38 protein-coding genes and 1 tRNA gene are annotated in these 22800 nt (G+C 64.1%); 19 read left to right on the top strand and 20 right to left on the bottom strand.

The window, feature by feature from the left end:
* Window positions 1-65 precede the first annotated feature (65 nt).
* The 19 genes from rplN (at window position 66) to ACQ858_RS19730 (ending at window position 9156) form a co-directional block, all read left to right on the top strand.
* Complete coding sequence (gene rplN, locus ACQ858_RS19820; RefSeq protein WP_068674584.1) at window positions 66-434, top strand: 50S ribosomal protein L14; 369 nt, start codon at window positions 66-68, stop codon at window positions 432-434.
* 13 nt (window positions 435-447) lie between these two features.
* Entirely contained in the window at window positions 448-765 is a 318-nt protein-coding gene (rplX, locus tag ACQ858_RS19815; RefSeq protein WP_431274268.1) for a 50S ribosomal protein L24, read from the top strand.
* An 11-nt stretch (window positions 766-776) separates the two neighbouring features.
* Entirely contained in the window at window positions 777-1316 is a 540-nt protein-coding gene (gene rplE / locus ACQ858_RS19810) for a 50S ribosomal protein L5 (protein WP_286371087.1), read from the top strand.
* Window positions 1317-1324: 8 nt separating this feature from the next.
* The gene (gene rpsN, locus ACQ858_RS19805) at window positions 1325-1630 is read left to right on the top strand and encodes a 30S ribosomal protein S14 (protein WP_088954788.1); all 306 of its coding nucleotides are present in this window, start codon (window positions 1325-1327) and stop codon (window positions 1628-1630) included.
* Between the two features lie 20 nt (window positions 1631-1650).
* Complete coding sequence (gene rpsH / locus ACQ858_RS19800) at window positions 1651-2046, top strand: 30S ribosomal protein S8 (protein ID WP_093162403.1); 396 nt, start codon at window positions 1651-1653, stop codon at window positions 2044-2046.
* A gap of 23 nt (window positions 2047-2069) precedes the next feature.
* Window positions 2070-2603, top strand: a complete 534-nt coding sequence (rplF, locus tag ACQ858_RS19795) for a 50S ribosomal protein L6 (protein WP_431274267.1) — start codon at window positions 2070-2072, stop codon at window positions 2601-2603.
* A gap of 61 nt (window positions 2604-2664) precedes the next feature.
* The gene (gene rplR, locus ACQ858_RS19790) at window positions 2665-2982 is read left to right on the top strand and encodes a 50S ribosomal protein L18 (protein ID WP_431276908.1); all 318 of its coding nucleotides are present in this window, start codon (window positions 2665-2667) and stop codon (window positions 2980-2982) included.
* Between the two features lie 18 nt (window positions 2983-3000).
* Window positions 3001-3519 (top strand): 30S ribosomal protein S5, encoded by a 519-nt coding sequence (rpsE, locus tag ACQ858_RS19785; RefSeq protein WP_431274266.1) that lies wholly within the window; start codon window positions 3001-3003, stop codon window positions 3517-3519.
* A 15-nt stretch (window positions 3520-3534) separates the two neighbouring features.
* Window positions 3535-3717: a 50S ribosomal protein L30 gene (gene rpmD / locus ACQ858_RS19780; protein WP_130366860.1), complete on the top strand. Its 183-nt coding sequence runs from the start codon at window positions 3535-3537 to the stop codon at window positions 3715-3717.
* Window positions 3718-3741: 24 nt separating this feature from the next.
* Entirely contained in the window at window positions 3742-4173 is a 432-nt protein-coding gene (gene rplO / locus ACQ858_RS19775; RefSeq protein ID WP_431274265.1) for a 50S ribosomal protein L15, read from the top strand.
* A 25-nt stretch (window positions 4174-4198) separates the two neighbouring features.
* Window positions 4199-5509 (top strand): preprotein translocase subunit SecY, encoded by a 1311-nt coding sequence (gene secY / locus ACQ858_RS19770; RefSeq protein ID WP_431274264.1) that lies wholly within the window; start codon window positions 4199-4201, stop codon window positions 5507-5509.
* A 7-nt stretch (window positions 5510-5516) separates the two neighbouring features.
* Window positions 5517-5735, top strand: a complete 219-nt coding sequence (infA, locus tag ACQ858_RS19765; protein ID WP_086919801.1) for a translation initiation factor IF-1 — start codon at window positions 5517-5519, stop codon at window positions 5733-5735.
* A gap of 32 nt (window positions 5736-5767) precedes the next feature.
* The gene (gene rpmJ / locus ACQ858_RS19760) at window positions 5768-5881 is read left to right on the top strand and encodes a 50S ribosomal protein L36 (protein WP_068641696.1); all 114 of its coding nucleotides are present in this window, start codon (window positions 5768-5770) and stop codon (window positions 5879-5881) included.
* A 24-nt stretch (window positions 5882-5905) separates the two neighbouring features.
* Window positions 5906-6271 carry a 30S ribosomal protein S13 gene (rpsM, locus tag ACQ858_RS19755; protein ID WP_093162412.1) on the top strand — a complete coding sequence of 122 codons (366 nt, stop codon included), beginning with the start codon at window positions 5906-5908 and terminating at the stop codon, window positions 6269-6271.
* A gap of 12 nt (window positions 6272-6283) precedes the next feature.
* Complete coding sequence (rpsK, locus tag ACQ858_RS19750) at window positions 6284-6688, top strand: 30S ribosomal protein S11 (RefSeq protein ID WP_009124825.1); 405 nt, start codon at window positions 6284-6286, stop codon at window positions 6686-6688.
* Between the two features lie 127 nt (window positions 6689-6815).
* On the top strand, window positions 6816-7439 hold the full coding sequence (gene rpsD / locus ACQ858_RS19745) for a 30S ribosomal protein S4 (protein ID WP_431274263.1): 624 nt from the start codon (window positions 6816-6818) through the stop codon (window positions 7437-7439).
* Window positions 7440-7564: 125 nt separating this feature from the next.
* Window positions 7565-8554 (top strand): DNA-directed RNA polymerase subunit alpha, encoded by a 990-nt coding sequence (locus tag ACQ858_RS19740; protein WP_088954779.1) that lies wholly within the window; start codon window positions 7565-7567, stop codon window positions 8552-8554.
* 108 nt (window positions 8555-8662) lie between these two features.
* Window positions 8663-9061 (top strand): 50S ribosomal protein L17, encoded by a 399-nt coding sequence (gene rplQ, locus ACQ858_RS19735; protein WP_431274262.1) that lies wholly within the window; start codon window positions 8663-8665, stop codon window positions 9059-9061.
* A gap of 18 nt (window positions 9062-9079) precedes the next feature.
* Window positions 9080-9156: transfer RNA gene (locus tag ACQ858_RS19730), tRNA-Met, on the top strand.
* Here the strand turns inward: ACQ858_RS19730 and ACQ858_RS19725 are convergent.
* From ACQ858_RS19725 to ACQ858_RS19630, 20 genes are all read right to left on the bottom strand, one after another.
* The gene (locus ACQ858_RS19725; RefSeq protein ID WP_431276907.1) at window positions 9113-10711 is read right to left on the bottom strand and encodes a recombinase family protein; all 1599 of its coding nucleotides are present in this window, start codon (window positions 10709-10711) and stop codon (window positions 9113-9115) included. The two genes, ACQ858_RS19730 and ACQ858_RS19725, sit on opposite strands and share 44 nt — an antisense overlap.
* Window positions 10712-10876: 165 nt before the next feature.
* Window positions 10877-11458 carry a hypothetical protein gene (locus tag ACQ858_RS19720; RefSeq protein WP_431274261.1) on the bottom strand — a complete coding sequence of 194 codons (582 nt, stop codon included), beginning with the start codon at window positions 11456-11458 and terminating at the stop codon, window positions 10877-10879.
* Window positions 11455-11619 (bottom strand): hypothetical protein, encoded by a 165-nt coding sequence (locus ACQ858_RS19715; RefSeq protein WP_431274260.1) that lies wholly within the window; start codon window positions 11617-11619, stop codon window positions 11455-11457. Before ACQ858_RS19715 ends, ACQ858_RS19720 begins: the two co-directional genes overlap by 4 nt.
* Entirely contained in the window at window positions 11616-12815 is a 1200-nt protein-coding gene (locus ACQ858_RS19710; protein ID WP_431274259.1) for a hypothetical protein, read from the bottom strand. Before ACQ858_RS19710 ends, ACQ858_RS19715 begins: the two co-directional genes overlap by 4 nt.
* Window positions 12815-13315, bottom strand: a complete 501-nt coding sequence (locus ACQ858_RS19705) for a hypothetical protein (RefSeq protein ID WP_431274258.1) — start codon at window positions 13313-13315, stop codon at window positions 12815-12817. The genes ACQ858_RS19710 and ACQ858_RS19705 overlap by 1 nt, the downstream gene beginning before the upstream one ends.
* Window positions 13306-14106 (bottom strand): DNA-methyltransferase, encoded by an 801-nt coding sequence (locus ACQ858_RS19700; protein WP_431274257.1) that lies wholly within the window; start codon window positions 14104-14106, stop codon window positions 13306-13308. Before ACQ858_RS19700 ends, ACQ858_RS19705 begins: the two co-directional genes overlap by 10 nt.
* Window positions 14103-15941, bottom strand: coding sequence for a DNA cytosine methyltransferase (locus ACQ858_RS19695; RefSeq protein ID WP_431276906.1), 1839 nt, complete (start codon window positions 15939-15941; stop codon window positions 14103-14105). The genes ACQ858_RS19700 and ACQ858_RS19695 overlap by 4 nt, the downstream gene beginning before the upstream one ends.
* 566 nt (window positions 15942-16507) lie before the next feature.
* Entirely contained in the window at window positions 16508-16708 is a 201-nt protein-coding gene (locus tag ACQ858_RS19690; RefSeq protein WP_431274256.1) for a hypothetical protein, read from the bottom strand.
* A gap of 97 nt (window positions 16709-16805) precedes the next feature.
* Window positions 16806-17483: a DUF4406 domain-containing protein gene (locus tag ACQ858_RS19685; RefSeq protein WP_431274255.1), complete on the bottom strand. Its 678-nt coding sequence runs from the start codon at window positions 17481-17483 to the stop codon at window positions 16806-16808.
* Between the two features lie 5 nt (window positions 17484-17488).
* A complete protein-coding gene (locus ACQ858_RS19680) occupies window positions 17489-17761 on the bottom strand; it encodes a hypothetical protein (RefSeq protein ID WP_431274254.1) in 273 nt (90 codons plus the stop codon).
* Window positions 17758-17997, bottom strand: a complete 240-nt coding sequence (locus ACQ858_RS19675) for a hypothetical protein (protein WP_431274253.1) — start codon at window positions 17995-17997, stop codon at window positions 17758-17760. Before ACQ858_RS19675 ends, ACQ858_RS19680 begins: the two co-directional genes overlap by 4 nt.
* The gene (locus ACQ858_RS19670; RefSeq protein WP_431274252.1) at window positions 17994-18140 is read right to left on the bottom strand and encodes a hypothetical protein; all 147 of its coding nucleotides are present in this window, start codon (window positions 18138-18140) and stop codon (window positions 17994-17996) included. Before ACQ858_RS19670 ends, ACQ858_RS19675 begins: the two co-directional genes overlap by 4 nt.
* Entirely contained in the window at window positions 18137-18472 is a 336-nt protein-coding gene (locus tag ACQ858_RS19665) for a hypothetical protein (RefSeq protein ID WP_431274251.1), read from the bottom strand. Before ACQ858_RS19665 ends, ACQ858_RS19670 begins: the two co-directional genes overlap by 4 nt.
* Entirely contained in the window at window positions 18469-18642 is a 174-nt protein-coding gene (locus ACQ858_RS19660) for a hypothetical protein (protein ID WP_431274250.1), read from the bottom strand. The genes ACQ858_RS19665 and ACQ858_RS19660 overlap by 4 nt, the downstream gene beginning before the upstream one ends.
* A complete protein-coding gene (locus ACQ858_RS19655) occupies window positions 18639-18911 on the bottom strand; it encodes a hypothetical protein (protein ID WP_431274249.1) in 273 nt (90 codons plus the stop codon). The genes ACQ858_RS19660 and ACQ858_RS19655 overlap by 4 nt, the downstream gene beginning before the upstream one ends.
* Window positions 18912-18935: 24 nt before the next feature.
* A complete protein-coding gene (locus ACQ858_RS19650) occupies window positions 18936-21065 on the bottom strand; it encodes a replication endonuclease (protein ID WP_431274248.1) in 2130 nt (709 codons plus the stop codon).
* Between the two features lie 8 nt (window positions 21066-21073).
* Entirely contained in the window at window positions 21074-21436 is a 363-nt protein-coding gene (locus ACQ858_RS19645) for a hypothetical protein (RefSeq protein ID WP_431274247.1), read from the bottom strand.
* Between the two features lie 4 nt (window positions 21437-21440).
* On the bottom strand, window positions 21441-22052 hold the full coding sequence (locus tag ACQ858_RS19640; protein ID WP_431274246.1) for a hypothetical protein: 612 nt from the start codon (window positions 22050-22052) through the stop codon (window positions 21441-21443).
* A gap of 104 nt (window positions 22053-22156) precedes the next feature.
* A complete protein-coding gene (locus ACQ858_RS19635; protein ID WP_431274245.1) occupies window positions 22157-22567 on the bottom strand; it encodes an ogr/Delta-like zinc finger family protein in 411 nt (136 codons plus the stop codon).
* On the bottom strand, window positions 22564-22773 hold the full coding sequence (locus tag ACQ858_RS19630; protein WP_431274244.1) for a hypothetical protein: 210 nt from the start codon (window positions 22771-22773) through the stop codon (window positions 22564-22566). The genes ACQ858_RS19635 and ACQ858_RS19630 overlap by 4 nt, the downstream gene beginning before the upstream one ends.
* Window positions 22774-22800 lie beyond the last annotated feature (27 nt).

The raw sequence follows: 22800 nt of genomic DNA, 5'->3' as shown, positions 1-22800 counted from the left end.
ACTGATCGTTTGGTCGCCCTGGGTTGGCCCGGGTGTCAAGCGGTACAAGTTGGGAATATCACGAAATGATCCAAACTGAATCCCGGCTCGATGTGGCCGACAACACGGGCGCGAAATCCGTCCTGTGTATCAAGGTGCTCGGTGGCTCCAAGCGGCGCTATGCCAGCGTCGGTGATGTCATCAAGGTCTCCATCAAGGAAGCCGCTCCGCGTGGTCGCGTCAAGAAGGGCGAGATCTACAGCGCTGTGGTCGTCCGCACTGCCAAGGGCATCCGTCGCGCCGACGGCTCGCTCGTCAAGTTCGACGGCAATGCCGCCGTGTTGCTCAACGCCAAGCTGGAGCCGATCGGCACCCGCATCTTTGGACCGGTCACGCGCGAACTGCGTACCGAGAAGTTCATGAAGATCGTGTCGCTGGCCCCCGAAGTTCTCTAAGGACAACAACGCCATGAACAAGATTCGCAAAGGCGACCAGGTCATCGTGTTGGCCGGGCGCGACAAGGGCAAGCGTGGCACCGTCTCGCTGCGCAAGGACGACTCGCATGTCGTCGTCGAGGGCATCAACCTCGTCAAGAAGCACACCAAGCCGAATCCCCTGAAGGGCACGACGGGTGGCATCGTTGAAAAGGCCATGCCGATTCACCAATCCAACGTGGCGATCTTCAATGCCGCGACCGGCAAGGCCGATCGCGTGGGCATCAAGGTCACGGACGGCAAGCGCGTGCGCGTCTTCAAGTCCAGCGGCGAAGAAATCAAGGCCGCCTAAGGGGTACTTACATGGCACGTCTCCAACAACACTATCGCGAAAAGATCGCGAAGGATCTGACCGAAAAGTTCGGCTACACCTCGCCGATGCAGGTCCCGCGTCTGACCAAGATCACGCTCAACATGGGTGTGGGCGAAGCAGTCGCCGACAAGAAGGTGCTCGACAACGCCGTCGCCGATCTGACGAAGATCGCCGGCCAGAAGCCCGTGGTGACCAAGTCGAAGAAGGCCATCGCCGGCTTCAAGATTCGCGAGAACCAGCCGATCGGCTGCATGGTCACGCTGCGCGGCGTTCAGATGTACGAATTCCTCGATCGCTTCGTGACCGTCGCGCTGCCGCGCGTTCGCGACTTCCGCGGGATCTCCGGTCGTGCGTTCGATGGCCGCGGCAACTACAACATCGGCGTCAAGGAACAGATCATCTTCCCCGAGATCGAGTACGACAAGGTCGATGCCCTGCGTGGTCTGAACATCAGCATCACGACGACGGCCAAGACCGACGAGGAAGCCAAGGCGCTTCTCGCCGGCTTCCGTTTCCCGTTCAAGAACTGAGGTGGTTTGTGGCTAAAGTAGCTTTGATCGAGCGCGAGCTCAAGCGAGAAAAACTGGTCGCAAAGTACGCCGCCAAGCATGCGGAACTGAAGGCGATCGCCAACGACGCAAAGAAGAGCGACGAAGAGCGCGCAGCTGCCCGCCTGGCTCTGCAGAAGCTCCCGCGCAATGCGAATCCGACGCGCCAGCGCAATCGCTGCGAAATCACGGGTCGTCCGCGCGGCACCTTCCGTCAATTCGGTCTGGCCCGCGCCAAGATCCGCGAAATGGCTTTCAACGGCGACATCCCCGGTGTCACCAAGGCCAGCTGGTAAGCCAGGCAGGAGCAAACAACATGAGCATGAGTGATCCCATTGCCGACCTGCTGACGCGTATCCGCAACGCGCAGATGGTGGCGAAGCCCACCGTGTCGGTTCCGTCTTCCAAGGTGAAGGTTGCAATCGCACAAGTCCTGAAGGACGAGGGCTACATCGACGGCTTCAAGGTCAAGACCGAAGCCGGCAAGAGCGAGCTCGAGATCTCGCTGAAGTACTACGCTGGTCGCCCGGTCATCGAGCGCATCGAGCGCGTGAGCCGCCCCGGCCTGCGTGTCTACAAGGCCAGCGCCGCGATTCCGCAGGTCCAGAACGGCCTCGGCGTTGCCATCGTCACCACCCCCAAGGGCGTGATGACGGACCGCAAGGCACGCGCCGCCGGTGTCGGTGGCGAAGTCCTGTGCTACGTCGCCTAACCGAGACATCAAGGAGAAACTGAATGTCCCGCGTAGGAAAAATGCCGGTTGCCATCCCCGCTGGCGTGGATGTGTCGATCAAGGAAGACCAGATCAGCGTCAAGGGTTCGGGCGGCACGCTCAGCCTTGCGCGCAATGCGCTGGTCAACATCGTCAACAAGGACGGCAAGCTGAGCTTCGAGCCCGCCAACGATTCGCGTGAAGCCAACGCGATGAGCGGCACGGTTCGCCAGCTGGTGAACAACATGGTGGTCGGTGTGACCAAGGGCTTCGAGAAGAAGCTCAACCTGATCGGCGTGGGTTACAAGGCCCAGGCGCAAGGCGCCAAGCTGAACCTGTCGGTCGGTTTCTCGCATCCGGTCAACAAGGACATGCCGCAAGGCATCACGGTGGCAACGCCCACCCCGACCGAAGTCGTGATCAAGGGTGCCGACCGCCAGCGCGTCGGCCAAGTGGCCGCTGAGATCCGCGCCATCCGTCCGCCCGAGCCTTACAAGGGCAAGGGCATCCGCTACGCGGACGAGAAGGTCGTGATCAAAGAGACCAAGAAGAAATAAGGGGCAGCAAAATGATGTTGACCAAAAAGCACAGCGTCTCCGCCGCTCGCGTCAGACCCGCATCCGTATCGCGACGCAAGGCGTGGCACGTCTGACCGTGAACCGCACCAACCTGCACATCTACGCCACCGTCATCTCCGGCGACGGCGCGAAGGTGCTTGCAAGCGCCTCGACCGCAGAAGCCGAAGTGCGCGCCGCCCTGGGCGGCTCGGGCAAGGGTGGCAACACCGCTGCCGCGACCGCCATCGGCAAGCGCATCGCCGAAAAGGCGAAGGCTGCCGGCGTGGAAAAGGTTGCCTTCGATCGCGCAGGTTTCGCATACCACGGCCGCGTCAAGGCGTTGGCGGATGCGGCCCGCGAAGCCGGCCTGCAGTTCTAACCGGACACGAGATTCAAAATGGCAAAGATTCAGGCAAGAACGCAGAACGAAGGACCCGAGGACGGTCTGCGCGAGAAGATGATCGCGATCAACCGCGTCACCAAGGTGGTGAAGGGTGGTCGTATTCTGGGCTTCGCAGCGCTCACCGTGGTGGGTGATGGCGACGGCCGCGTCGGCATGGGCAAGGGCAAGTCCAAGGAAGTGCCCGCCGCCGTGCAGAAGGCGATGGAAGAGGCCCGCCGCAACCTGTTCAAGGGTGCGATGAAGAACGGCACGCTGCACCACGAAGTGCATGGCCACCATGGTGCCTCGTCCGTCGTGATGTATCCGGCCCCCAAAGGTACCGGCATCATCGCCGGCGGCCCGATGCGCGCCGTGTTCGAAGTGATGGGCATCACCGACGTCGTGGCCAAGAGCCATGGCTCGTCGAATCCCTACAACATGGTTCGCGCGACCCTGAACGGCCTGCGCAACGCGACGGCGGCTTCCGAAGTCGCGGCCAAGCGCGGCCTGACGGTCGAGCAGCTGTTCGCCTAAGGACGGAGCATCCAAATGACGCAACAACAAACCGTCAAGGTGCAATTGGTCAAGAGCCCGATCGGCACCAAGCAATCGCATCGCGCCACCGTTCGTGGCCTGGGCCTGCGCAAGCTCAACAGCGTGAGCGAGCTGCAGGACACGCCCGCGGTCCGCGGCATGATCAACAAGATCAGTTATCTGGTCAAAGTGCTCTAAGCAGAGTCACTGAGAGAGACGCATATGGAACTCAATGGCATCAAGCCGGCAGCTGGCGCCAAGCACGCCAAGCGCCGTGTCGGCCGCGGCATCGGCTCCGGCCTTGGCAAGACCGCAGGTCGCGGTCACAAGGGTCAGAAGTCGCGCGCGGGCGGTTTCCACAAGGTGGGCTTCGAAGGCGGCCAGATGCCGCTGCAGCGCCGCCTGCCGAAGCGCGGCTTCAAGTCGCACCTGCTGAAGTTCAACGCCGAAGTGACGCTCGCCTCGCTGGAAAAGCTGGGCCTGGCGGAAGTCGACGTGCTGGCTCTCAAGCAAGCTGGCCTGGTGGCTCAGATCGCCAAGGTCGTCAAGGTTGTGAAGTCGGGCGAGATCACCAAGGCCGTCAAGCTGACGGGCGTCGGTGCAACGGCCGGTGCCAAGGCGGCGATCGAAGCTGCCGGCGGCAGCGTCGCCTGAACAAACGGACTGAAAGAAGTTCTTCGTGGCAACCAACGCGGCAACGCTCGCAAAGACAGGCAAGTTCGGTGACCTGCGTCGCCGGCTTGTCTTTTTGCTGCTCGCTCTCGTGGTCTATCGCGTCGGGGCTCACATCCCGGTGCCCGGCATCAATCCGGACCAACTGGCGCAGCTGTTCCAAGGTCAGCAGGGCGGCATCCTGAGCCTGTTCAACATGTTCTCGGGCGGCGCGCTGTCGCGCTTCACCGTGTTCGCGTTGGGCATCATGCCTTACATCTCCGCGTCGATCATCATGCAGCTGATGACCTACGTGGTTCCGACCTTCGAGCAATTGAAGAAGGAAGGCGAGGCGGGCCGCCGCAAGATCACCCAGTACACCCGCTACGGGACGCTGGCCCTTGCGCTGTTCCAGTCGTTCAGCATCGCCGTGGCGCTCGAGTCCTCGCCGGGTCTGGTTCTGGCGCCCGGGTTTGGCTTCCGCCTCACCGCGATGGTCAGCTTGACTGCAGGCTCGATGTTCCTGATGTGGCTCGGAGAGCAGATCACCGAACGCGGCCTGGGCAACGGGATTTCCATCCTGATCTTCGCTGGTATTGCCGCGGGCCTGCCGAATGCGATCGGTGGCTTGCTCGAGCTGGTTCGCACCGGCGCCATGAACGTGCTGGTGGCACTGTTCATCGTGGCGGTGGTTGTTCTGGTGACCTACTTCGTCGTGTTCGTCGAGCGCGGTCAACGCAAGATCCTCGTGAACTATGCGCGGCGCCAGGTGGGCAACAAGGTGTACGGCGGTCAGTCGTCGCACCTGCCGCTCAAGCTGAACATGGCCGGCGTGATCCCGCCGATCTTCGCGTCGTCGATCATCCTGCTGCCGACCACCATCGTGGGCTGGTTCAGCACCGGTGAGAGCTCGCGCTGGATCAGGGACATTGCGAGCGCTCTGCACCCGGGTCAGCCGATCTACGTCCTGCTGTACGCCAGCGCGATCGTGTTCTTCTGCTTCTTCTACACGGCGCTGGTTTTCAACAGCCGCGAGACCGCAGACAACCTGAAGAAGAGTGGCGCGTTCATCCCGGGCATCCGTCCGGGTGATCAGACTGCACGGTATATCGACAAGATCCTGGTTCGCCTGACGCTGGCTGGCGCGGTGTACATCACCTTCGTCTGCCTGCTGCCGGAGTTCCTGATCCTGAAGTACAACGTGCCGTTCTATTTTGGCGGCACCTCCCTGTTGATCATCGTGGTCGTCACGATGGACTTCATGGCCCAGGTGCAGAACTACATGATGTCTCAGCAGTACGAGTCCCTGCTCAAGAAGGCCAACTTCAAGACCTCGTAGGCATGAGATGTCGAAGGACGATGTCATCCAGATGCAAGGGGAGGTTCTGGAGAACCTGCCCAATGCGACATTCAGGGTGAAGCTCGAAAACGGGCACATCGTTCTCGGTCATATTTCCGGAAAGATGCGGATGCACTACATCCGCATCCTTCCAGGTGACAAAGTCACCGTTGAGTTGACGCCCTACGACTTGAGCCGGGCGCGCATTGTGTTTCGGGCGAAATGAGTCGCCGGGTTGAAGAGATTTAGGAGAATGAAATGAGAGTTTCGGCTTCGGTCAAAACCATTTGCCGTAATTGCAAGATCATCCGCCGCAAGGGTGTGGTGCGTGTGATCTGTTCCGACCCGCGCCACAAGCAGCGCCAGGGTTGATTGATAGAGTACTAGAGGACGCACATGGCACGTATTGCTGGCATCAACATTCCGCCGCACAAGCACGCTGAAATCGGCCTGACGGCTATTTTTGGCATCGGCCGCACGCGCGCTCGCAAGATCTGCGAAGCGAGCGGCATCGAGTACTCGAAGAAGATCAAGGATCTGACCGACGCCGATCTCGAGAAGATCCGCGACCAGATCGCGCTCTTCACGATCGAGGGCGACCTGCGCCGCGAAACGACGATGAACATCAAGCGCTTGATCGACATCGGCTGCTACCGCGGTTTTCGTCATCGTCGCGGCCTGCCGATGCGCGGCCAGCGTACGCGCACCAACGCCCGCACTCGCAAGGGTCCGCGCAAGGCTGCGCAGTCCCTGAAGAAATAAGGATAGACCAGCATGGCTAAAGCTCCTGCCAATAACGCCGCACAGCGCGTTCGCAAGAAGGTTCGCAAGAACGTCGCGGACGGTATCGCGCACGTGCACGCTTCGTTCAACAACACGATCATCACGATCACGGACCGCCAGGGCAACGCCCTGTCGTGGGCCTCGTCGGGTGGTCAGGGCTTCAAGGGTTCGCGCAAGTCGACGCCGTTCGCTGCGCAGGTCGCCTCTGAAGTCGCCGGCCGCGCCGCGGTCGAGCAAGGCATCAAGAATCTCGACGTCGAGATCAAGGGCCCCGGCCCGGGTCGCGAATCGTCGGTGCGCGCGCTGGCCGCACTCGGCATCCGGATCAACTCCATTGCCGACGTGACCCCGGTGCCGCACAACGGCTGCCGTCCGCAGAAGCGTCGTCGCATCTGAGGCGATGGCGTTCGGCGCAGACCGCTTCACGGCGGCTGCGCATTTTGTTTTTTAACAAGCCCACCGCCGTCCGCACACGCTGATGGCTCCCGCAGTCCGCTGCGGTAGATGAACAAAGGAAGATCAAGTGGCACGCTACCTCGGCCCCAAGGCCAAACTTTCCCGCCGCGAAGGCACCGACCTGTTCCTGAAGAGCGCGCGTCGTTCGATCCAGGACAAGGCCAAGTTCGATTCCAAGCCCGGCCAGCACGGCCGCACCTCGGGTCAGCGCACCTCGGACTTCGGTCTGCAACTGCGTGAAAAGCAGAAGGTCAAGCGCATGTACGGCGTGCTCGAAAAGCAGTTCCGCCGCTACTTCGAAGAAGCTGACCGCCGCCGCGGCAACACGGGTGCCAACCTGCTGTTCATTCTCGAGTCGCGTCTGGACAACGTCGTCTATCGCATGGGCTTCGGCTCGACGCGCGCGGAAGCCCGTCAGCTCGTGTCGCACAAGGCGATCACGGTCAACGGCCAGTCCGTGAACATCCCGTCGTACCTGGTCAAGACCGGCGACGTCATTGCCGTCCGCGAGAAGTCGAAGAAGCAGAACCGTGTCGTCGAAGCGCTTCAGTTGGCACAGCAAGTCGGTATGCCGGCCTGGGTTGAAGTGAATGCCGACAAGGCCGAAGGCACGTTCAAGAAGGTGCCCGATCGCGACGAATTCGCCTCGGACATCAACGAGTCGCTGATCGTCGAACTGTATTCGCGTTAAACGGGCGATCACGAGCCGCCTTGCGGCTCGTACTTTTGATTTTTGTTCCCGCCGGGAGTCGTCCCGCCGGGTGCTTCACCAGCCTTACCGGTGTAACGAGCCGGGGGTATTGAGAGGAAGTCTGCATGCAAACCACCCTGCTGAAACCCAAGACCATCCAGGTCGAGCAACTCGCGCCCAATCGCGCGAAGGTCACGCTCGAGCCCTTCGAGCGCGGCTATGGCCATACGCTCGGCAACGCGCTGCGTCGCGTTCTGCTGTCTTCGATGGTTGGCTATTCGGCGACGGAAGTCACCATCGCAGGCGTGCTGCACGAGTATTCGTCCATCGATGGTGTGCAGGAAGATGTGGTCAACATCCTCCTGAACCTCAAGGGCGTGGTGTTCAAGCTGCACAACCGCGACGAAGTGACGCTGAGCCTGCGCAAGGACGGCGAAGGTGCCGTCACTGCGTCGGACATCCAGACGCCGCACGACGTGGAGATCATCAATCCCGATCACGTGATCGCTCACCTGTCGCAGGGTGGCAAGCTCGACATGCAGATCAAGGTCGAGAAGGGCCGCGGCTACGTGCCGGGCACGATGCGCCGCTATGCGGACGAGCCGACCAAGTCGATCGGCCGTATCGTTCTGGATGCATCGTTCTCGCCGGTCAAGCGCGTGAGCTACACGGTGGAAAGCGCCCGCGTGGAGCAGCGCACCGACCTCGACAAGCTGCTGGTCGAAATCGAGACCAACGGGGCGATCACGGCAGAAGACGCGGTTCGCGCCTCGGCCAAGATCCTGGTCGAACAACTGGCAGTGTTCGCTCAGCTCGAAGGCGGCGAACTGGCCGCGTTCGACCAGCCGGCGCCGCGCAGCGCTCAACAGTTCGATCCGATCCTGCTGCGCCCTGTCGATGAGCTCGAACTCACGGTTCGCTCGGCGAACTGCCTGAAGGCGGAAAATATCTACTACATCGGCGACCTGATCCAGCGCACCGAGAACGAGCTGCTCAAGACCCCTAACCTGGGTCGCAAGTCGCTCAACGAAATCAAGGAAGTGCTCGCCTCGCGCGGCCTGACCTTGGGCATGAAGCTCGAAAGCTGGCCGCCGGCCGGCTTGGACAAGCGATAAACGGAGGATAACGAGGCCACCGTCGGCGGCCTTGTACTTCTGTTTTGTTGGTGAACACCGGGTACCTGATACGGCCTGGTGCATTTAAAAGGTAAAGGAAAACACACCATGCGTCACGGACACGGACTCCGCAAACTCAACCGCACCAGCTCGCACCGCCTCGCGATGCTGCAGAACATGATGAACTCGCTCATCGAGCACGAAGTCATCAAGACCACGGTCCCGAAGGCCAAGGAACTGCGTCGCGTCATCGAGCCGATGATCACGCTGGCCAAGAAGCCGACCGTCGCCAACAAGCGCCTCGCTTTCGATCGCCTGCGCGATCGCGATAGCGTCGTGAAGCTGTTCGGCGAACTCGGCCCGCGTTACCAGGCGCGTCCTGGTGGCTACACCCGCATCCTGAAGATGGGCTTTCGCGTGGGCGACAACGCGCCCATGGCGCTGGTCGAATTGGTCGACCGTCCTGAAGTTTCCGAGGCTGCTGACGAGCAAGCTGCCGCGGAATAAGCTATAATTTAAATCTGCCGCGCGATGGAGCAGCCTGGTAGCTCGTTGGGCTCATAACCCAAAGGTCGCAAGTTCAAATCTTGCTCGCGCAACCATCATTAGAGACGTCCCGCCAGCCACTGCGACAAGCAGTTGTTCGGCGGGATTTTTCATTTGGGCCCAGCTTTCTCCTGTGACTGGGTCTCGCTTGAGCGTCACCGAGCCCAGTAGGCCGGCAATCACGGGCCGAGCCTCTGTCACGGTGCTCGCATCGCCGCTCAACGTCTCTTTCAAGTTCATCACCAGCTCGCGATAGCGCACAGCAATCTCGCTTGCGCTGGCTAGCGGCGTGGGTGCTTGCGCGAGAGTCGCCTCGATTGCTTTCCGCTCGAGCTCGGCTGACCGAAGGCGCGCTGCCAGGGCTTCGCTTGCACCGACAGTGACGATCGCGTCGACGATGCGTTGAATTTCCTTGTCCAGTTCCACGCCGCGCCGGCGCGCCGCAGCTTGGGCGCGCTCGTGGCCACCATCCAGCTCGGCCAGCAGGCGGCGCACGGTGGACTGAACTTCAGCAATGGCCTCCTGGCTCAGAAGGTCTGCGCGCAGTTCGGAAAGAAGCCGTTGATCGACATCCGTCCGCCGCCACGTGGCCGCGTTTGCGCACGACGTTGGGCCCTTGTCCTTATGGGCACTGCAGCCATAGCGGCTTCCGTTGATGGCAATGATCGGTCCGCCGCATGCGTCGCAACGAAGCAGGCCACCGAATAGCGTTCCATGCGGTCGGCCGCGCGTCGGGTTGCCCCGCTTGAGCTGCTGCGGCCGAGTTTGGTCCCAGAGATCCTGGTCGACGATGCGTAGCTCTGGAGCCTCGCGCACCATCCATTCTTCGCGCGGGCGTGCGACAGGCAAACGCTTGCCGGTGTCCGGGTCTTTCATCCACTGGCGCCGGTTCCAGATCACGCGGCCAATGTAGATCTCGTTGTTCAGGAGCCCATCGCCCATAGCGGCATTGCCCACCAGCGCGCTCGCCGCCCAGCCGTTGCCGCGAGGGCTGGCCACACCGCGAGAGTTCAACGTGTAGACGATGCTGCGAAGGGTCGCGCCGGCGGCGACCTGCTCATAGATCCACCGGACATGCTTGGCCTGCTCTTCGTCGATGACGATGCGGTTGCCGCCTTCGACTTGCACGCTCGTGTAGCCGTAGGTTCGACCTCCCGCAGCCATTCCGCGCTCGAACTGGCCCTGTAGCCCTCGGTGGGTTTTCTTGCGCAGATCGTCGAGGTAGAGCTCGTTGACGAGCCCGCGCGCGATTCGCATCACCTTGCGCCCGTCTGCCTGCGTGTCATATCCATCGGCTGTACCGATGATGCGAATGCCGCGGTGTTCCAGCCGCTTGATCGTTCGTTCTTGCTCGGCCAGGTCGCGGGTGATCCGGTCGAGACCTTCGACGATCAGCACATCGAAGCGGTCGGCCAACGCGTCAGCGAGCAGCGCTTTGCCGCCGTGGCGGAGCGCGACAGGCGTGGCTCCGCTGATGCCTTCGTCGGCGTGAACCATGGCGATGGTCCAACCCTCGCGCGCGGCGCGCTCGCGGCCGGCGCGCAGCTGGTCGGCCACGCTGTTCTGGCTCTGGTGATCAGTGCTGTATCGGGCGTACAGACAGACTCGCATTGCGCTCCTGAATCGATTGGTGAATGAGCTGGCGGGCAATGATCTCGATCAGGCGCGCGCGCGCGGCCGACCGGTCAGCGTGGGGGTGGATAGTAGTAGCGTGCTCTGCCTGGCCTGGCTGGCGCGTGCTTTCGTCGGCGAAGTGTCTGCCCATGCTGTGACCCTTCATGCCCGGCGGACCTCGATGACCCACACCCAGGGGTTGGCTTCCCAAGAGCTGGCGCCGTTGATCTCTTCCCAGAGCCTGCCGAACTCTTGGCGGTAGCTCCAGAATTCTGGCGGCGTGGGTGTCCCATCTGGCATTTGCACACCTTCGGCCTTTGCGTCCGCCTCGCTGATGTCCTGCAGCCGCTCGACGCGCACGCCGGTGACTTCGAGGTTGATGCGGCTGGCGTGGCGCGGCATATGGATGGAAGGCGTCCAGCGCTTATTGATGCCCAGGCGGTCGCCCAAGCGGTCGCCGTGTGTGTATGTGGCGCGGTAGTCCGTCTCGATCCACGGCCGGGTTTGGCCGTCGATCCGTGCGAACGTCTCGCGCACCCACAGTCGATCGCCGGCCCGGCCGTAGGGGCACGAGAACACCGGCATGTCACCTTCCTCGTTGCCCCAAGTGCCGTCTTGGCAATCGACTACGTAACTCAGACCTTGCGCCTCGGCCGGCTTGCAGATTCGGCGCGTCTGCGTCTTCGTGCCGGCAAGGATCGCGCGCACCATTGGCGCGCTGAAGAGGATGGGGCGTTCCTTCATGCCTCACCGCCTTCAGCAGCCTGAGCGCTGCCGGACTCATCGTTGAACCACTGGTAGCAGCAACCGCCCTCGACGGTGTAGCTGTAGGCGCCACCCTCGCAGTCCCCGCTTTCGAGGAACGGGCAACTGCCGATGTACTCGCAATGCTGACACTGGCTCATGCGTCCACCTTGGCCGCAGCCTGTGAGTGGGTGAACTCAATGTGAGCCTTGCAATGCTGGCTGTAGTGCGGGCATCCGGGTCCGGCACGGCATCCTGTCTGCAAGCACACGCAGCGGGCGCCGGTGTACTCCGTCGCCGCCTCAACGGCTGCGCCCTTGGGTGCTGCATAGACTGGCATGCGCCATCCGGCGCGGGTTGATTCGGCACGAAGGCTGCTATCGGCTACAGCGTTGTTCCATGTCCAGTAGCCGTCATCGTGCAGCGTGGCGATGGGCTTTTGCTCCACCGGTTGCGTAGCTGGTGCTGCGCTTGCGATGACACCTTGCTGTGGCACCTTTGCCGGCTCGCCGTAGAGCGGCAGATCTGCAGCGGCCAAGATCTCGTTGGCGTCGCCAATAGCCTTAGCGGCGCGAAGACATCCATCGCACGCGCACATCTGACCGTCGCACTTTTCGCATCTCGTGCGCTCCTGATGTGCATCGAGCATGTCCGCTTCACTGGGGTAGCGCTGGATATGCAAGCAGTTCTGGCACAACGCGTGGAAGCACACGTGCTCGGCGGCGTCGGGACCGGGCGCGGAGAGAGTCAGCAGCGAACGCGCCGCATTGATGATGGCCGCCGCCTTCTTTGGGTAGTTGCGTGAGTGGTGCTCGGTCCACTCTTGGTCCAGCGCAAGAGGTCGGTAGGCTTCGCGCAATGCTTCCACCCTCACCCGGGGCGCTGCTGGCGCTGGTGAAATGGCGGCAGCAAAGACAGGCTCGACGCTCACGCCGCCGATCTCGAACGTAACGCGGTACTCGCCCTTGTCCTCAATCTCGTCGCTGACGTTCACCATGATCTCCGGCAGGTCAGGCGCGTCTTTGTCGCCGAGCCATTGGTCGATGATGAACTGCCGAACGCCATCCATGCTGGCGACGATGCTCGCAACGGTGTGATCCGTCTCACCCCACGCTCGGCAGAGGTAGCCGTCGAATTCCTCGCTCGGCTCGATGCCCTGCGCTGCAGGCAGCTTGCTGGCAGGAGGCACGGAAAGGGCCTGCACCTGCACCGCAATGGCCTTCACGACTGCATCGGCGGTCACATCCTCCGGGCGCTCGTGGTACGCCAGCAGGCAATCACGCACGTAGGGCATCGAGTGGATCGCGTGCGCTTCCGCATCGCTGATGGGCTGACCAATCTTGCTGTTCGCGCTCATCATGCGCCTCCTGTTTCAACGCGCACGTTCGATGCGCAGAATCGCTCAACGCGGCGGATAAGTTCCATCCATCCGGTGGACTGCCAGTGCTTGTGCTCCCAAGCCGGGTCTTCATCGGCCTGCATGGCGCGGTCGAGTTCTTCCTCCTCGGCAACGCACATCACGCGGATGCCGCCGGCGGTAGGGATGCCGGTCGCGGTGCTCCACTCGTCGACCTCGAAGCAGACGCGACCACCGCATTCGGGGCACTCGAAGTGCTGCGGCAGGCGGTAGTGCTTCCAGCCGGTCAGCATGATCGGCGGCAGGCCGCGATCGCGACGCGCGCGCTGAAAGCCCGCGGTGATCTCGGCCTTCGCAATCTCGGCACGCTCTTCGATGAAGGCAGCGATGCGGCGCATGGCGGCGCTGCAGCGGCGGTCGATGTTGAAGACGGGGCGAGGCTTCGCGAGGGCGCCGAGTTGGCGATCGCGTGGCGCGCTGGTGGTGTTGACTACTTGCATGCGACGGTCTCCAGTCCGAGTTGCACCGGTCGGCCTTGCTCTTTGGCGAAGATGCTCTCGAGCGCTTCCTCCATGCGGCGGCACGCAATATCGAAGTACTGCGGGCTCTGCTCGCAGCCGATGAAGCGGCGCCCGAGCTGCAACGCAGCGACGCCGGTTGTGCCGGAGCCCATGAATGGATCGAGCACCAGCCCGCCCGGCTCGCAGATCTCGACCATCGCAGCCATGAGTGGTACCGGCTTCTGGTTGACGTGCTCACGGTCGGCCGGTACGTGGAATTCATAGAAGCCCGGCAGACAACCGACGCCGCGATCGGGCGGCATTGGACCAGCCGAACCCCAGACCACGTACTCGGCCGCCGACGTGAACCGGCCCATCTGCGGCCTCGGGGAAGTCTTGACCCATGGCACGACACCGCGCCAGATCCAGCCACCGGCCTGCAGGTAGTCGGTGGAAATCGGAAGCTGTCGCCAATCAGTGAAGAACAGTCCCGGTGCGCCTGGCTTCGCTACGCGCAATGCTTCAGATGACCAAAGCGCCGACCAAAAATGAAAAGAACGCTGGTCGCGGCTGTCGCCGCCGAAGTTCGACACCTTGCCGATGTTTCCCGAGCTGCTGCTCAGGTACTTCCGTCTCGTGTCCGAGGTGCGATCGTCTCGGAATGCACCTCCGCTCGAATACGGTGGATCGGTGATCACCGCGTCGGCTGTGCCAGCTTCCAGAGCCTGCAGTACTTCGAGCGCTTCGCCTCTGTAGAGCGTGGCGCTCCCTATGGTTACCGAATGGATCATGCGCGCCCACCTGCGACCGTCAACGCCACCGCCACATTGCGGACCCAAATCGGCGTGCTGCCCAGTGCAAAGGTCTCTCCGCTCCAAGCCAGCATCAGCGTGCGGCCCATCTCTTCGGCGATTGCCGTGGCTGCAGCGGGCGGTACCGCGTTGCCAATGCGCTCACGCCATGCCTGATCGCTCAGACCATCCAGCTCCATCTGTTCCTCGGGGTCGACGAGCGATTGCAGTGCGGCAAGCTCCAGCGTGGTGAACGGCCGGTGCCAAGTTCCATCCAACGAGCGAATGCGGCACACCAGCTTTTCAGCCGGCGCCGGCATGGGACGAGGGTCTGCGACGCTCCATCGGCCGTTGTCGTGGCCAGCAGCTGCGCTCACTGCACCGGCCGGCTCCTGCCACGGCACCACGCCATAGTGACCTGCCGTCAGGTAGTTGTCGCCCTTGCCGCGCTGGATTCCGCTGCGCGGATCTGCGACAGACAGGTACCCGCCTTGGACGCCCTTTCCGCCTGCAGTGACGGTGCGGCTCGCATGTTCCCAATCTGCGACATGCAGGTGACCATGGCGCCCGTCCCAGTCGGGGCGCGGATCTGCAACACCCTGACCGGTGCCATGTGCGCTCGTGACAGCGAGGCTCGCCCGATCCCACGGGACGATTCGAAACTCGTTGCTGTGCTTTGCCGGCCCGGTGTGGCGCGGGCCGGCGATGGTGTATGCGCCCTGGCCAGGGTTCTGCTGGCCGCCGATCGTGCCCATCGGTGTATCCCAGCGGCGCACGCCGTACGCCTGTCCATCCTTCCAGAGATCGGACTGCGCGAAGCGTGGGTCGGCCACGCTGAAGCGGCCGTTGCTCGGCAGTGACTCGCCAGCGACAGCGCCCGTCGTTTCGTTCCAACGCGTCACGCCGTAGCCAGCCGAGTAGACCTGCTGGCGAGGATCGGCGATCGAGAGCGATTCACCATGCGTCTCGGGCGCGATCATGTAGTCACGCAGGTGGCCGTTCTCGACGGCGAGCTTGTTGAGGCTACGCCAGTCGCTGCCGGCCTCGACGAATGCGAGACGAACCCATGTCTTCCATTGCAGCGAAGGCACGCGGTGCATCGGCCCGGCGCGGAGGTCTCCGGGCAGCAGCATGCGGCCGAGCACATCGCCGACCGCGCGCAACTGCTTCTTCGGTGGTTCGTAGAGGAATGGTGGCACCTTCTCGATGTGGCGTGCGACCAGCAGGAAGCGCTTTCGGCTTTGCGCCAGTTCGGCGAGCTGTCCGCAGTCGTGCGTTGTCTCGGCCACCGCGTAACCGTAGGCGCGCAGCAGGTCGCCGATCTGGTCGAGCAGGTGGCGGCCGCGCGTGGCGATGCGTGGCACGTTCTCGAACAGCAGCATCTCGACCGGATCATCTTTGTAGGCTTCGAGCAGCAGCCAGATGCCGCGCAGCGTGAGGCGGTTCAGCGCCTGGTACTTGTCGGTCTTGCTCTTGCCCTCCGACAGCAGTCCGCTGAAGCCCTTGCACGGCGCTGACAGGAAGACGACGTGCGGGCGCTCGTGGTGGAACGCGGCATGAATATCTGCCGGCGTAGCCTCGCGCCAGGTGGCCGGCGGCTCGGCACCGTGAAAGGCCGTGTACTGGCTGCGGTCGAACATGTCGAGCACGGTGCCGGCGACGCCCGCAGCGCGGGTGAAGTCGCGAATGGCGGCCGGATCGTTGTCGATGCCGCCGACGCAGCGAAAGCGCGCTCGCTGCACTCCGAGGGCAGGCCGCGCGGCGTTGAAGCCTTTCGCGCCGCCGCCCAGGCCGCAGAACAGGTGGCCATGGCGGATCTCGATGGTGGTGGGCATCAGCATTCGCTTTTCCTCCCCACGATGACGAGACACAGGATGACGGCTCCGACGCAGGCGCCGAAGATCGCGCCGCCGGCGAAGATCAAAAGTTCGCTCATTGGTGAGTTCCTTCAAGTTGGGGGAATAGATCTCGGCGCCGGCCACGTCGTGGAGACGCGCGACACCGGTGCGGATGCGAGAGGCGATCCAGTCGGCGCTGTCGATCAGTTCCACGCCGATGTGCGCGTGGGCGATCAACAGTTCCTTTGACTCATTGGCGGCATCGCACAGACGGGGCGCCTGCGCGGACTGCCAAGCGTTGTCCATGCTCATCTGCACTACCGTGCGCAGCGCGGCGTGCAGGCGCTTCGTCTGCGGCGAATCGAGCGACACGCGCGCTGCGATCTCGGTGCCGATGGCCAGCATCCAGCCCAGATGCGAGATCAGCTCGCGCTCGGGCTCGCCGGCGACGGCCATGTAGATGGCAATGCTCACCGTCGTCATGTGCGAAGTCATCCGTTGCTTGGCGACGGCGGTAGCCACTGGGCTACCGCTAACGCGTTGGGTTCGCGCACGTCGGACAGTCACGCGACGCCCCTCAAGGAAAGAGCGGCTTGCATTGCGCGCGCGCCGGCGGCCAGTCCCGCCAGGTCGATCGCGCGGCCGGTGGCGTCCGACAGTGCCTTTGCCACGGCCTCCTGATTGCGTTGGTCCAGCTGGTAGGCGATCCATGCCATCGTGGCCGCCACGTCCATGCCGGCGAGGTCGGCGGCCTTGCCCGCCACGTACGCTTCGGTGTGGCCGAGGCCGGCCGGATTCGGAGAGCACCTTGACGATGAGCTGCGCCAGCGGGTTGAGCTTCTGACTCTTCTTCGGCATGGCTCATCCCTCCGCGCGCGACGCGATGCGCAGGGCTTCGACGCAGCGCTGCGCACCGAGGTACTGATAGCCGTGCGCCTGGGTGACGGCGGTGTGATAGCCGTGCTCACCGACGCTGGCCTTGAGCTGCTGCTGGTGGTAGTCGGCCACTTGCTGGCAGATGGCGACGGCGGCTTCGTGTCTGACGTTTGTCACGGCGGCCGTTGGCTGGGAGCCGCCCTCCGCGGCCTTCGCGGCGCGATTGAGGAACTGGCTCACGAAGTCTTCCGGGCTAACAGTGCTTGGGCAAGTGAGCGTGAGGAAGTGATCGGGCGCGGTTTCGGCGCCTTCGGCGAGCGTGACCAGCAGGCCCAGCGCCCTGCCGATGTGGTGCTCCAGAGTGGCGCCTCGGCTCTTGCTCCAGCCGGGTAGCAGGTGGATGCGGTCGCACTTCACCAGCTCTGCGATGTCGGCGCGCATGCACGCGCTCCAGCCGGTGGTCGGGTCGACGTTGATCTCTGCGGGATTGACGACATCGAGGCCCGCCGTGCGCAGCGCTGCGGCTTCGAAGTGGAACGCCGGGAAGTTGAGTTCGGCATAGCCGCTCATGGGGCCGGCGATGTAGACGCGCTGCGCGAGCGTGGTGCTCGGTCCGGCGGCGTAGTCGACGCCGATGAAGTCGGGGGCCAGTTGATTGGTCATGGTCTTCAGTTGCTGGGGGTGGAGGTGGCGGCGATATCCGCGGTGTGGTGCTCAGTGCAGAGCGGCAAACTCAGAGGGGCGCATGCGCGCGCCAGCGCGACGACGACGACGGTGATGACGACGGCGAACACAGCAGCGCTCCAGCCGGTTCCGCCGCGTCCGCTCGCGGCAGAGCGCGTGCGCTCCGCGAGCCTGTCGTGGTTCGCGCGCAGGTCGGCGATGTAGCCGGTGTTGGCCCACTGCTCGCGGTCGTGCGGGTAGAGGTCGGGGCGGCTCACGATGCCCTCCCTGTGATCTCGGCGACGGCGGTGCGGCGCAGGCGCCCACGGACGGCGACGAGGCTCCCGAAGTCGTCGACGACTTGCACCAGATGCCCGAAGTAGCCGCCCTGGCGGTGATGCCACCGAGCGCCACCGCGCCAGTGCTGAAATGCCGCCGTGTTCATCGCGGGACAGCCCTTGGCGTACACGTTGGCGCAATGGATCGCGCGGCCCTGCGTGTGCGGTGCGCTCATAGCGGCCTCCGGGCGCCGGCATTCCAGACGTTGAGACATCCGTAGCCGATGCCACCCAAGATCGCGAGGGCAATGGCGGGCACGATGGCCAGGACGATGGCACCGATGCCGACGAGGAGGGCGACGAAGCGAACCGCCTTCACGATGCGCTCCCGGTGGCCTTGGCGATGGCGGCGTAGGTGATGCGCCAACGGGGCGCCTGTTCTGATCGACGTTCGATCAAGCCAGCCTTGATGAGCGAATTGACCGTTCCCGTTGTGATGCTGGCATTGCGATAGGCAACCCGCTCGGCAGGGCCGTTTGCTTTGAACCAATCCAGCGCCCATTCTTGGGTTCCGGATAGCTTCGGCCCCGGCGTGTGCTGCGCGCTCATGTTGTTGAACGGCAGATCCTCCAGACCATCGTGCTTCGAGACGGTCTCACCGATGCTGTTGGTCTTCATGGCGTTGCGCCCCGACGTGTGCTGCTCGCTCATTGCGACAGTCCTCCCATCAAACCGAGCGCGACCAGTGCCACGAGCGCGAGCGCGCTGCCCACCAGCGTGATGCGATCGGCGCGGCGGTTGGCCTTTGCCTTCTTCCTGGCGCGCGCGTTGAACGCCTCGATCGCCTGAATGTCGTGATGGTTGAGGCGGTGCGCAGTCATGCCGCCCTCCGTTGCTGCACTGCGGCCATGCACACGACGGTGGAAGGGAACATGTCGGCTTGCTGCTCGGGCAGCGTGGCGACGCGACGCGTCCGGCGCCGGCGGGCGGCCTGGGCGTCGAGCTGGGCGTGAACGCGCTCGATCGTGGCGCGCACATTAGTGGCGCAGGCCGGCACGTAGGGCACGGGGATGCGGACCTTGTGCGCGAGCGGCGGTGCATAGGGCTTGTGCTGCGCGATCAGCGCGGCGACGTCGGTGGGGCGTGGCATGTGGTGCGGCTCCTTGGTGGTAAATCAGTGGCTGGCGGCGGCGAGCGCGCGCAGGCGGGCGGCGCCGGCCTTCACGCGAGCGGCGAAGGCGGCGAACTCGGGGGATGCGATGTCATCGATCGCGCGAGGCGCCGGTACCGCGGCAGCTGCCGCCGGCGGACGCACTTCGGCCTGGCGGATCAGTGCGGCGGCTGCGGCGATGCCCGGGTCTGGCATCCGGAAGGTCGTGCGCTCGCCGGCGATGACATAGATCGGCTCTGCCGGCGGTGCCGGTGGCGGTTTTTTGCTGGCCAGCGGCAGGATTTCGTCCGTGTCGTGGACCTTTGGCCACGGCAAATCGCCGTGCGTGAGCTGTCGAAGCGGCTCACGCGTGATGCGAGCCGTACAGTTATTGAAACGAGTCCAAGGGCGGCCCAGCGCTGCGCGCTGCGCCTTGTCCTGCTCGGCTTCGCCTGCGCAGGATTTCCATGCCTGACGGCGGCTCACGAGCCAATGCCCGATGCGCGTTTCGACGCCGACGACGGTCTTGCGCGTGATGGTCTCGCCGTAGACGTTGGTGCAGCCTTCGGTCACTCGCGTGGCAGTCCGCAGCATCCAGTCGCGTCGCTTCTTGCACATGCCGCCTTGTGCGCGCACGTACCGGTCCCACGACGCTTTGATCGCGCTCGGCCCCTCGCCGAACTTCTGGCAGGCATACCAAGCCTTCACGGCAGCTGTGTCGCCGAAGTCGAGGCGCAGCTGTGCCCGGTCGATCTGATCTTTGGTGACGCGGCGCATCTCGCGCCACACCGTCACGCTCGGCTGACCGATGGCCTGGAACTGGCGGATGCCCCAAATGCTTGCCCAGGCGTCGACGCGCTGCCAGCCCTTGAACTCGCGCGTGTCCATGACGTGCTCGAAGCCGTCGATGGTGTCGGTGTGTTGACCCACGCCGACATCGCCGCCATCTTCCGCGCCGATGTTCTTGGCCACGTACTTGGCCACGTATCCCGCGGCGCCGCCGCGCGTCATGGCGATGAACTTGCAGCGGTTGCGCACGGCGCCGGCTTCGTCGCCTGCGTCGCTGAGCCAGTAGCCGCTGATGATCTGCTGCGCTTGCTGGGCCTGCTCTGGCGTGTGAAACCACAGCAACGCGTGCCAGTGTGGGCATCCGTCGTGATGCGGCTCGGCCACGCGAAAGCCGTAAGCCTGGATGCCCTTGCGGGCCATCTTGGCGCGGGCTTTGGCCCACATGTTGCACAGCCACTTCTGCGCGTCGCGCGGCGAGTCGCCCTCGAACTTGTCGTTCTTGCGCGGCTTGGCCCAGCGTGACTTTCCGCCCGACAGCACAGCGTGGTAGCGGCTCGGGCACGTCAGCGTGAGGAAGAGCCCTTGATGCCCGTTGGCATCCGCATATTCCTCGCAGCCGCGAATGCGCGTCATCAGCTCGCCGCGTCGGATGTCGCGATTGCTTGGCGATAGTGCAGCCAGTTCGGCGAGGCTGTAGACCTGGCCGGCTTCATTGCGCATCTTCACGCGCTTCAAGAGGTCGGCATTGCGTTGGTTCTGATCGATGCGCCGGCGACAGGCTTCATCGCTCGCATAGCCGCCGTTCTTGTGGTGCACCACGGCCAGCTTGATGGCGGCCAGCTCGACGGTGCGCGCAACCTTGCGACGCAGGGCCCGGCGCCACCATTGCTCATTGAGGGCGCGGGCGATCAGTCCCTCCGGCGTTTGGGCGACGGGCTTGTCGACGCCGACGCGGTCGCAGTAGTCGAGCACCACGTCTAGCCTGTCCTGCCGGCTCATGGGCAACGCGTGTCCGTTGAGCATGTCGTCGACGGTGCCGGCGCAGCGGCGTGCGCGCGCGCAGACCTCGCCGTCGTCAACTGCCCAGTGCAGGATGTCGTGGTGCTCCCATTCGAACGCGCGCATCGCATCGACGCGCTCGATGTCCCAACGGGACCACTCCGCACCGATGGCGCTTGCAACCGGCTTCTTCGGCATCACGATGTCAATCGCGGTGCCCCATTGCTGCGGCATCTCGCGACGCAGCCTTGCCTCCATCCGCCGGGCAACCCAGCGGATCTGCTGATCCGACGACAACGTCGTCGGCTTCATGTTCATCCAGAAGGATATGGGTGGCGTCTTGGCGCGCGGGGTGACGAAGCGCATGGCTGGGCCTACAGGGTCAGCACGCAGAGCGAGCGAAGGGCTCGCAGCCAGCTACGCAGCGTTGCGCGGATGGCCTGGCGCTCGGCGTCGGTGTATTCGCGCCAGCGGCGAGGCAGCATGTCGTCGGGCTCGGACATGCCGCTGTCGGTGAGGGCATAGAACCGCAGCATTTGCGGCATGGCATCCCAATCGGCCTCTTCCTGCAGCACGATGCGCTGGCCGTGAGCGCTGACCACGAACTCCTCGCGCAGCTGCGCGAGGCTCGTCTTGTGAGGCAGGTAGAACGGATTGGGCTGGCCATTGGGGATGCGAGTGATGGGCTTGGGCGGGCCGTGGATCTCGTCGGGTGTTGGGGACTCGGCGGGCGGCATTCAGTCAGGCGCTGGCGGTGGCCCCCGCGGTGCTGGCGGCCAATGGCGTACCGGTATCTGCGGCCGGGTGTCGGCCTTGCGTGGCGGCCGTGATTTCGCCCGCCTCGATCGCGTCGAGCACCCACTGGCGCATGCAGGTGGTTTCGACGGCGCGGCGTCCGTGCATGAAGACAACCCGGTCGAGGCTGAGCGTGCTGCCCTCGGCGCTTGCGAATACGATCCGCCAGCCTGACGCGAGCAGCGCGTTTGCCACGGCGTTTTGCACCGTAGGCCGGCGCCACGCGGAGATGCTTGAGTCCTGCGCACGCAGCACTACGGCATAGACGCCACGGTCATTGCTTGAGGCGCTGTAGCGGCTGATGCTCAGGCTCACCTGCTCGAAGGCGATGTATGCCCCATCTGCAGTGGCTGCGCGCACGATCTCGTCCAGTGCTCCCAGCTTGTCGGCGACCGTGCGGATGCTGGCCAGGCGGCCGGCGTGGCGCTGGTGCTCCTGAAGCAGCATGCGGTCGAGCAGCGGCAGGCGCTCAGCTTCCTCACGGGTGAGCATCTGCGTCTTCGGCACGTTGATGCGCTGTGATGGCTTTGCGGCGAAGCGCTGTGCGGTGAGTGACATGGCGTGCTCCTTTGGCGGCAATAGGCGTGAGAAGGGCCGCACGCCCTGAAAAAGGCGCGTGGCAATGGGTTGGGCGGGGGGCGCGCTCGAAGGCGCGAGGGGCATCAGCCCGGTGGGGCGGCGGGCATGGCGGCGTCGTTGTGGCTGCTGCTGGTGCCCCAGTCGTTCGTGGGCGTGTGCAGGTTGGCCATGTAGGCGGTCTCGTCGTCGGCGACGTTTCCTTCGTCGGCCAGTGCCAGCGCGAGCTGGCCTCGTTTGATGTGGCGCGAGAGCGGCAGCGAAACGTCTGCCGCTGGAATGCTGGAGAGGACGAGCACGCGCTGGAATTCCAGCGTGGCGACACCTGTGAAGCCGCAACGCCAGTTGCGGCAGCGATAGGTGATCTCGCGCATCGTCTTGCTCATGGCACGGCTGTCGCACGCCACGCACCGAGTTCCGCAGTGCGGGCACTCGATGGTTATGCGCATGTAGCGGTTGTTGGCCTCTGCCGCCTGATCGCTGTCGTAGGTGCTCATTGCGGCTTTCCTCCCGAGGTGGCCAACCGTGGGCCGCGACGGCGGCCGGTGATGTTTCCAACGCCCTTGCGCAAGCGAACCTTGGCGAGCCAGACGACGACGTCGGCAATGCTGTCCAGACCCTGCACGCGGCGCACCCGGTCGAGCACTGCGTGCTCGGCGTCGGTGAGGTCGATCTGGTGACACGTCATCTTTTCGTCTGACATTCGTCGGGGGTATGGCTGGCTGCAAGC

Source organism: Variovorax ureilyticus (genome assembly GCF_050632185.1).
In the GTDB taxonomy this organism is placed as follows: domain Bacteria; phylum Pseudomonadota; class Gammaproteobacteria; order Burkholderiales; family Burkholderiaceae_C; genus Variovorax; species Variovorax ureilyticus_A.
Note: the sequence above shows the minus strand (reverse complement) of the source record. Positions and strands in the feature narration are given on the sequence as shown.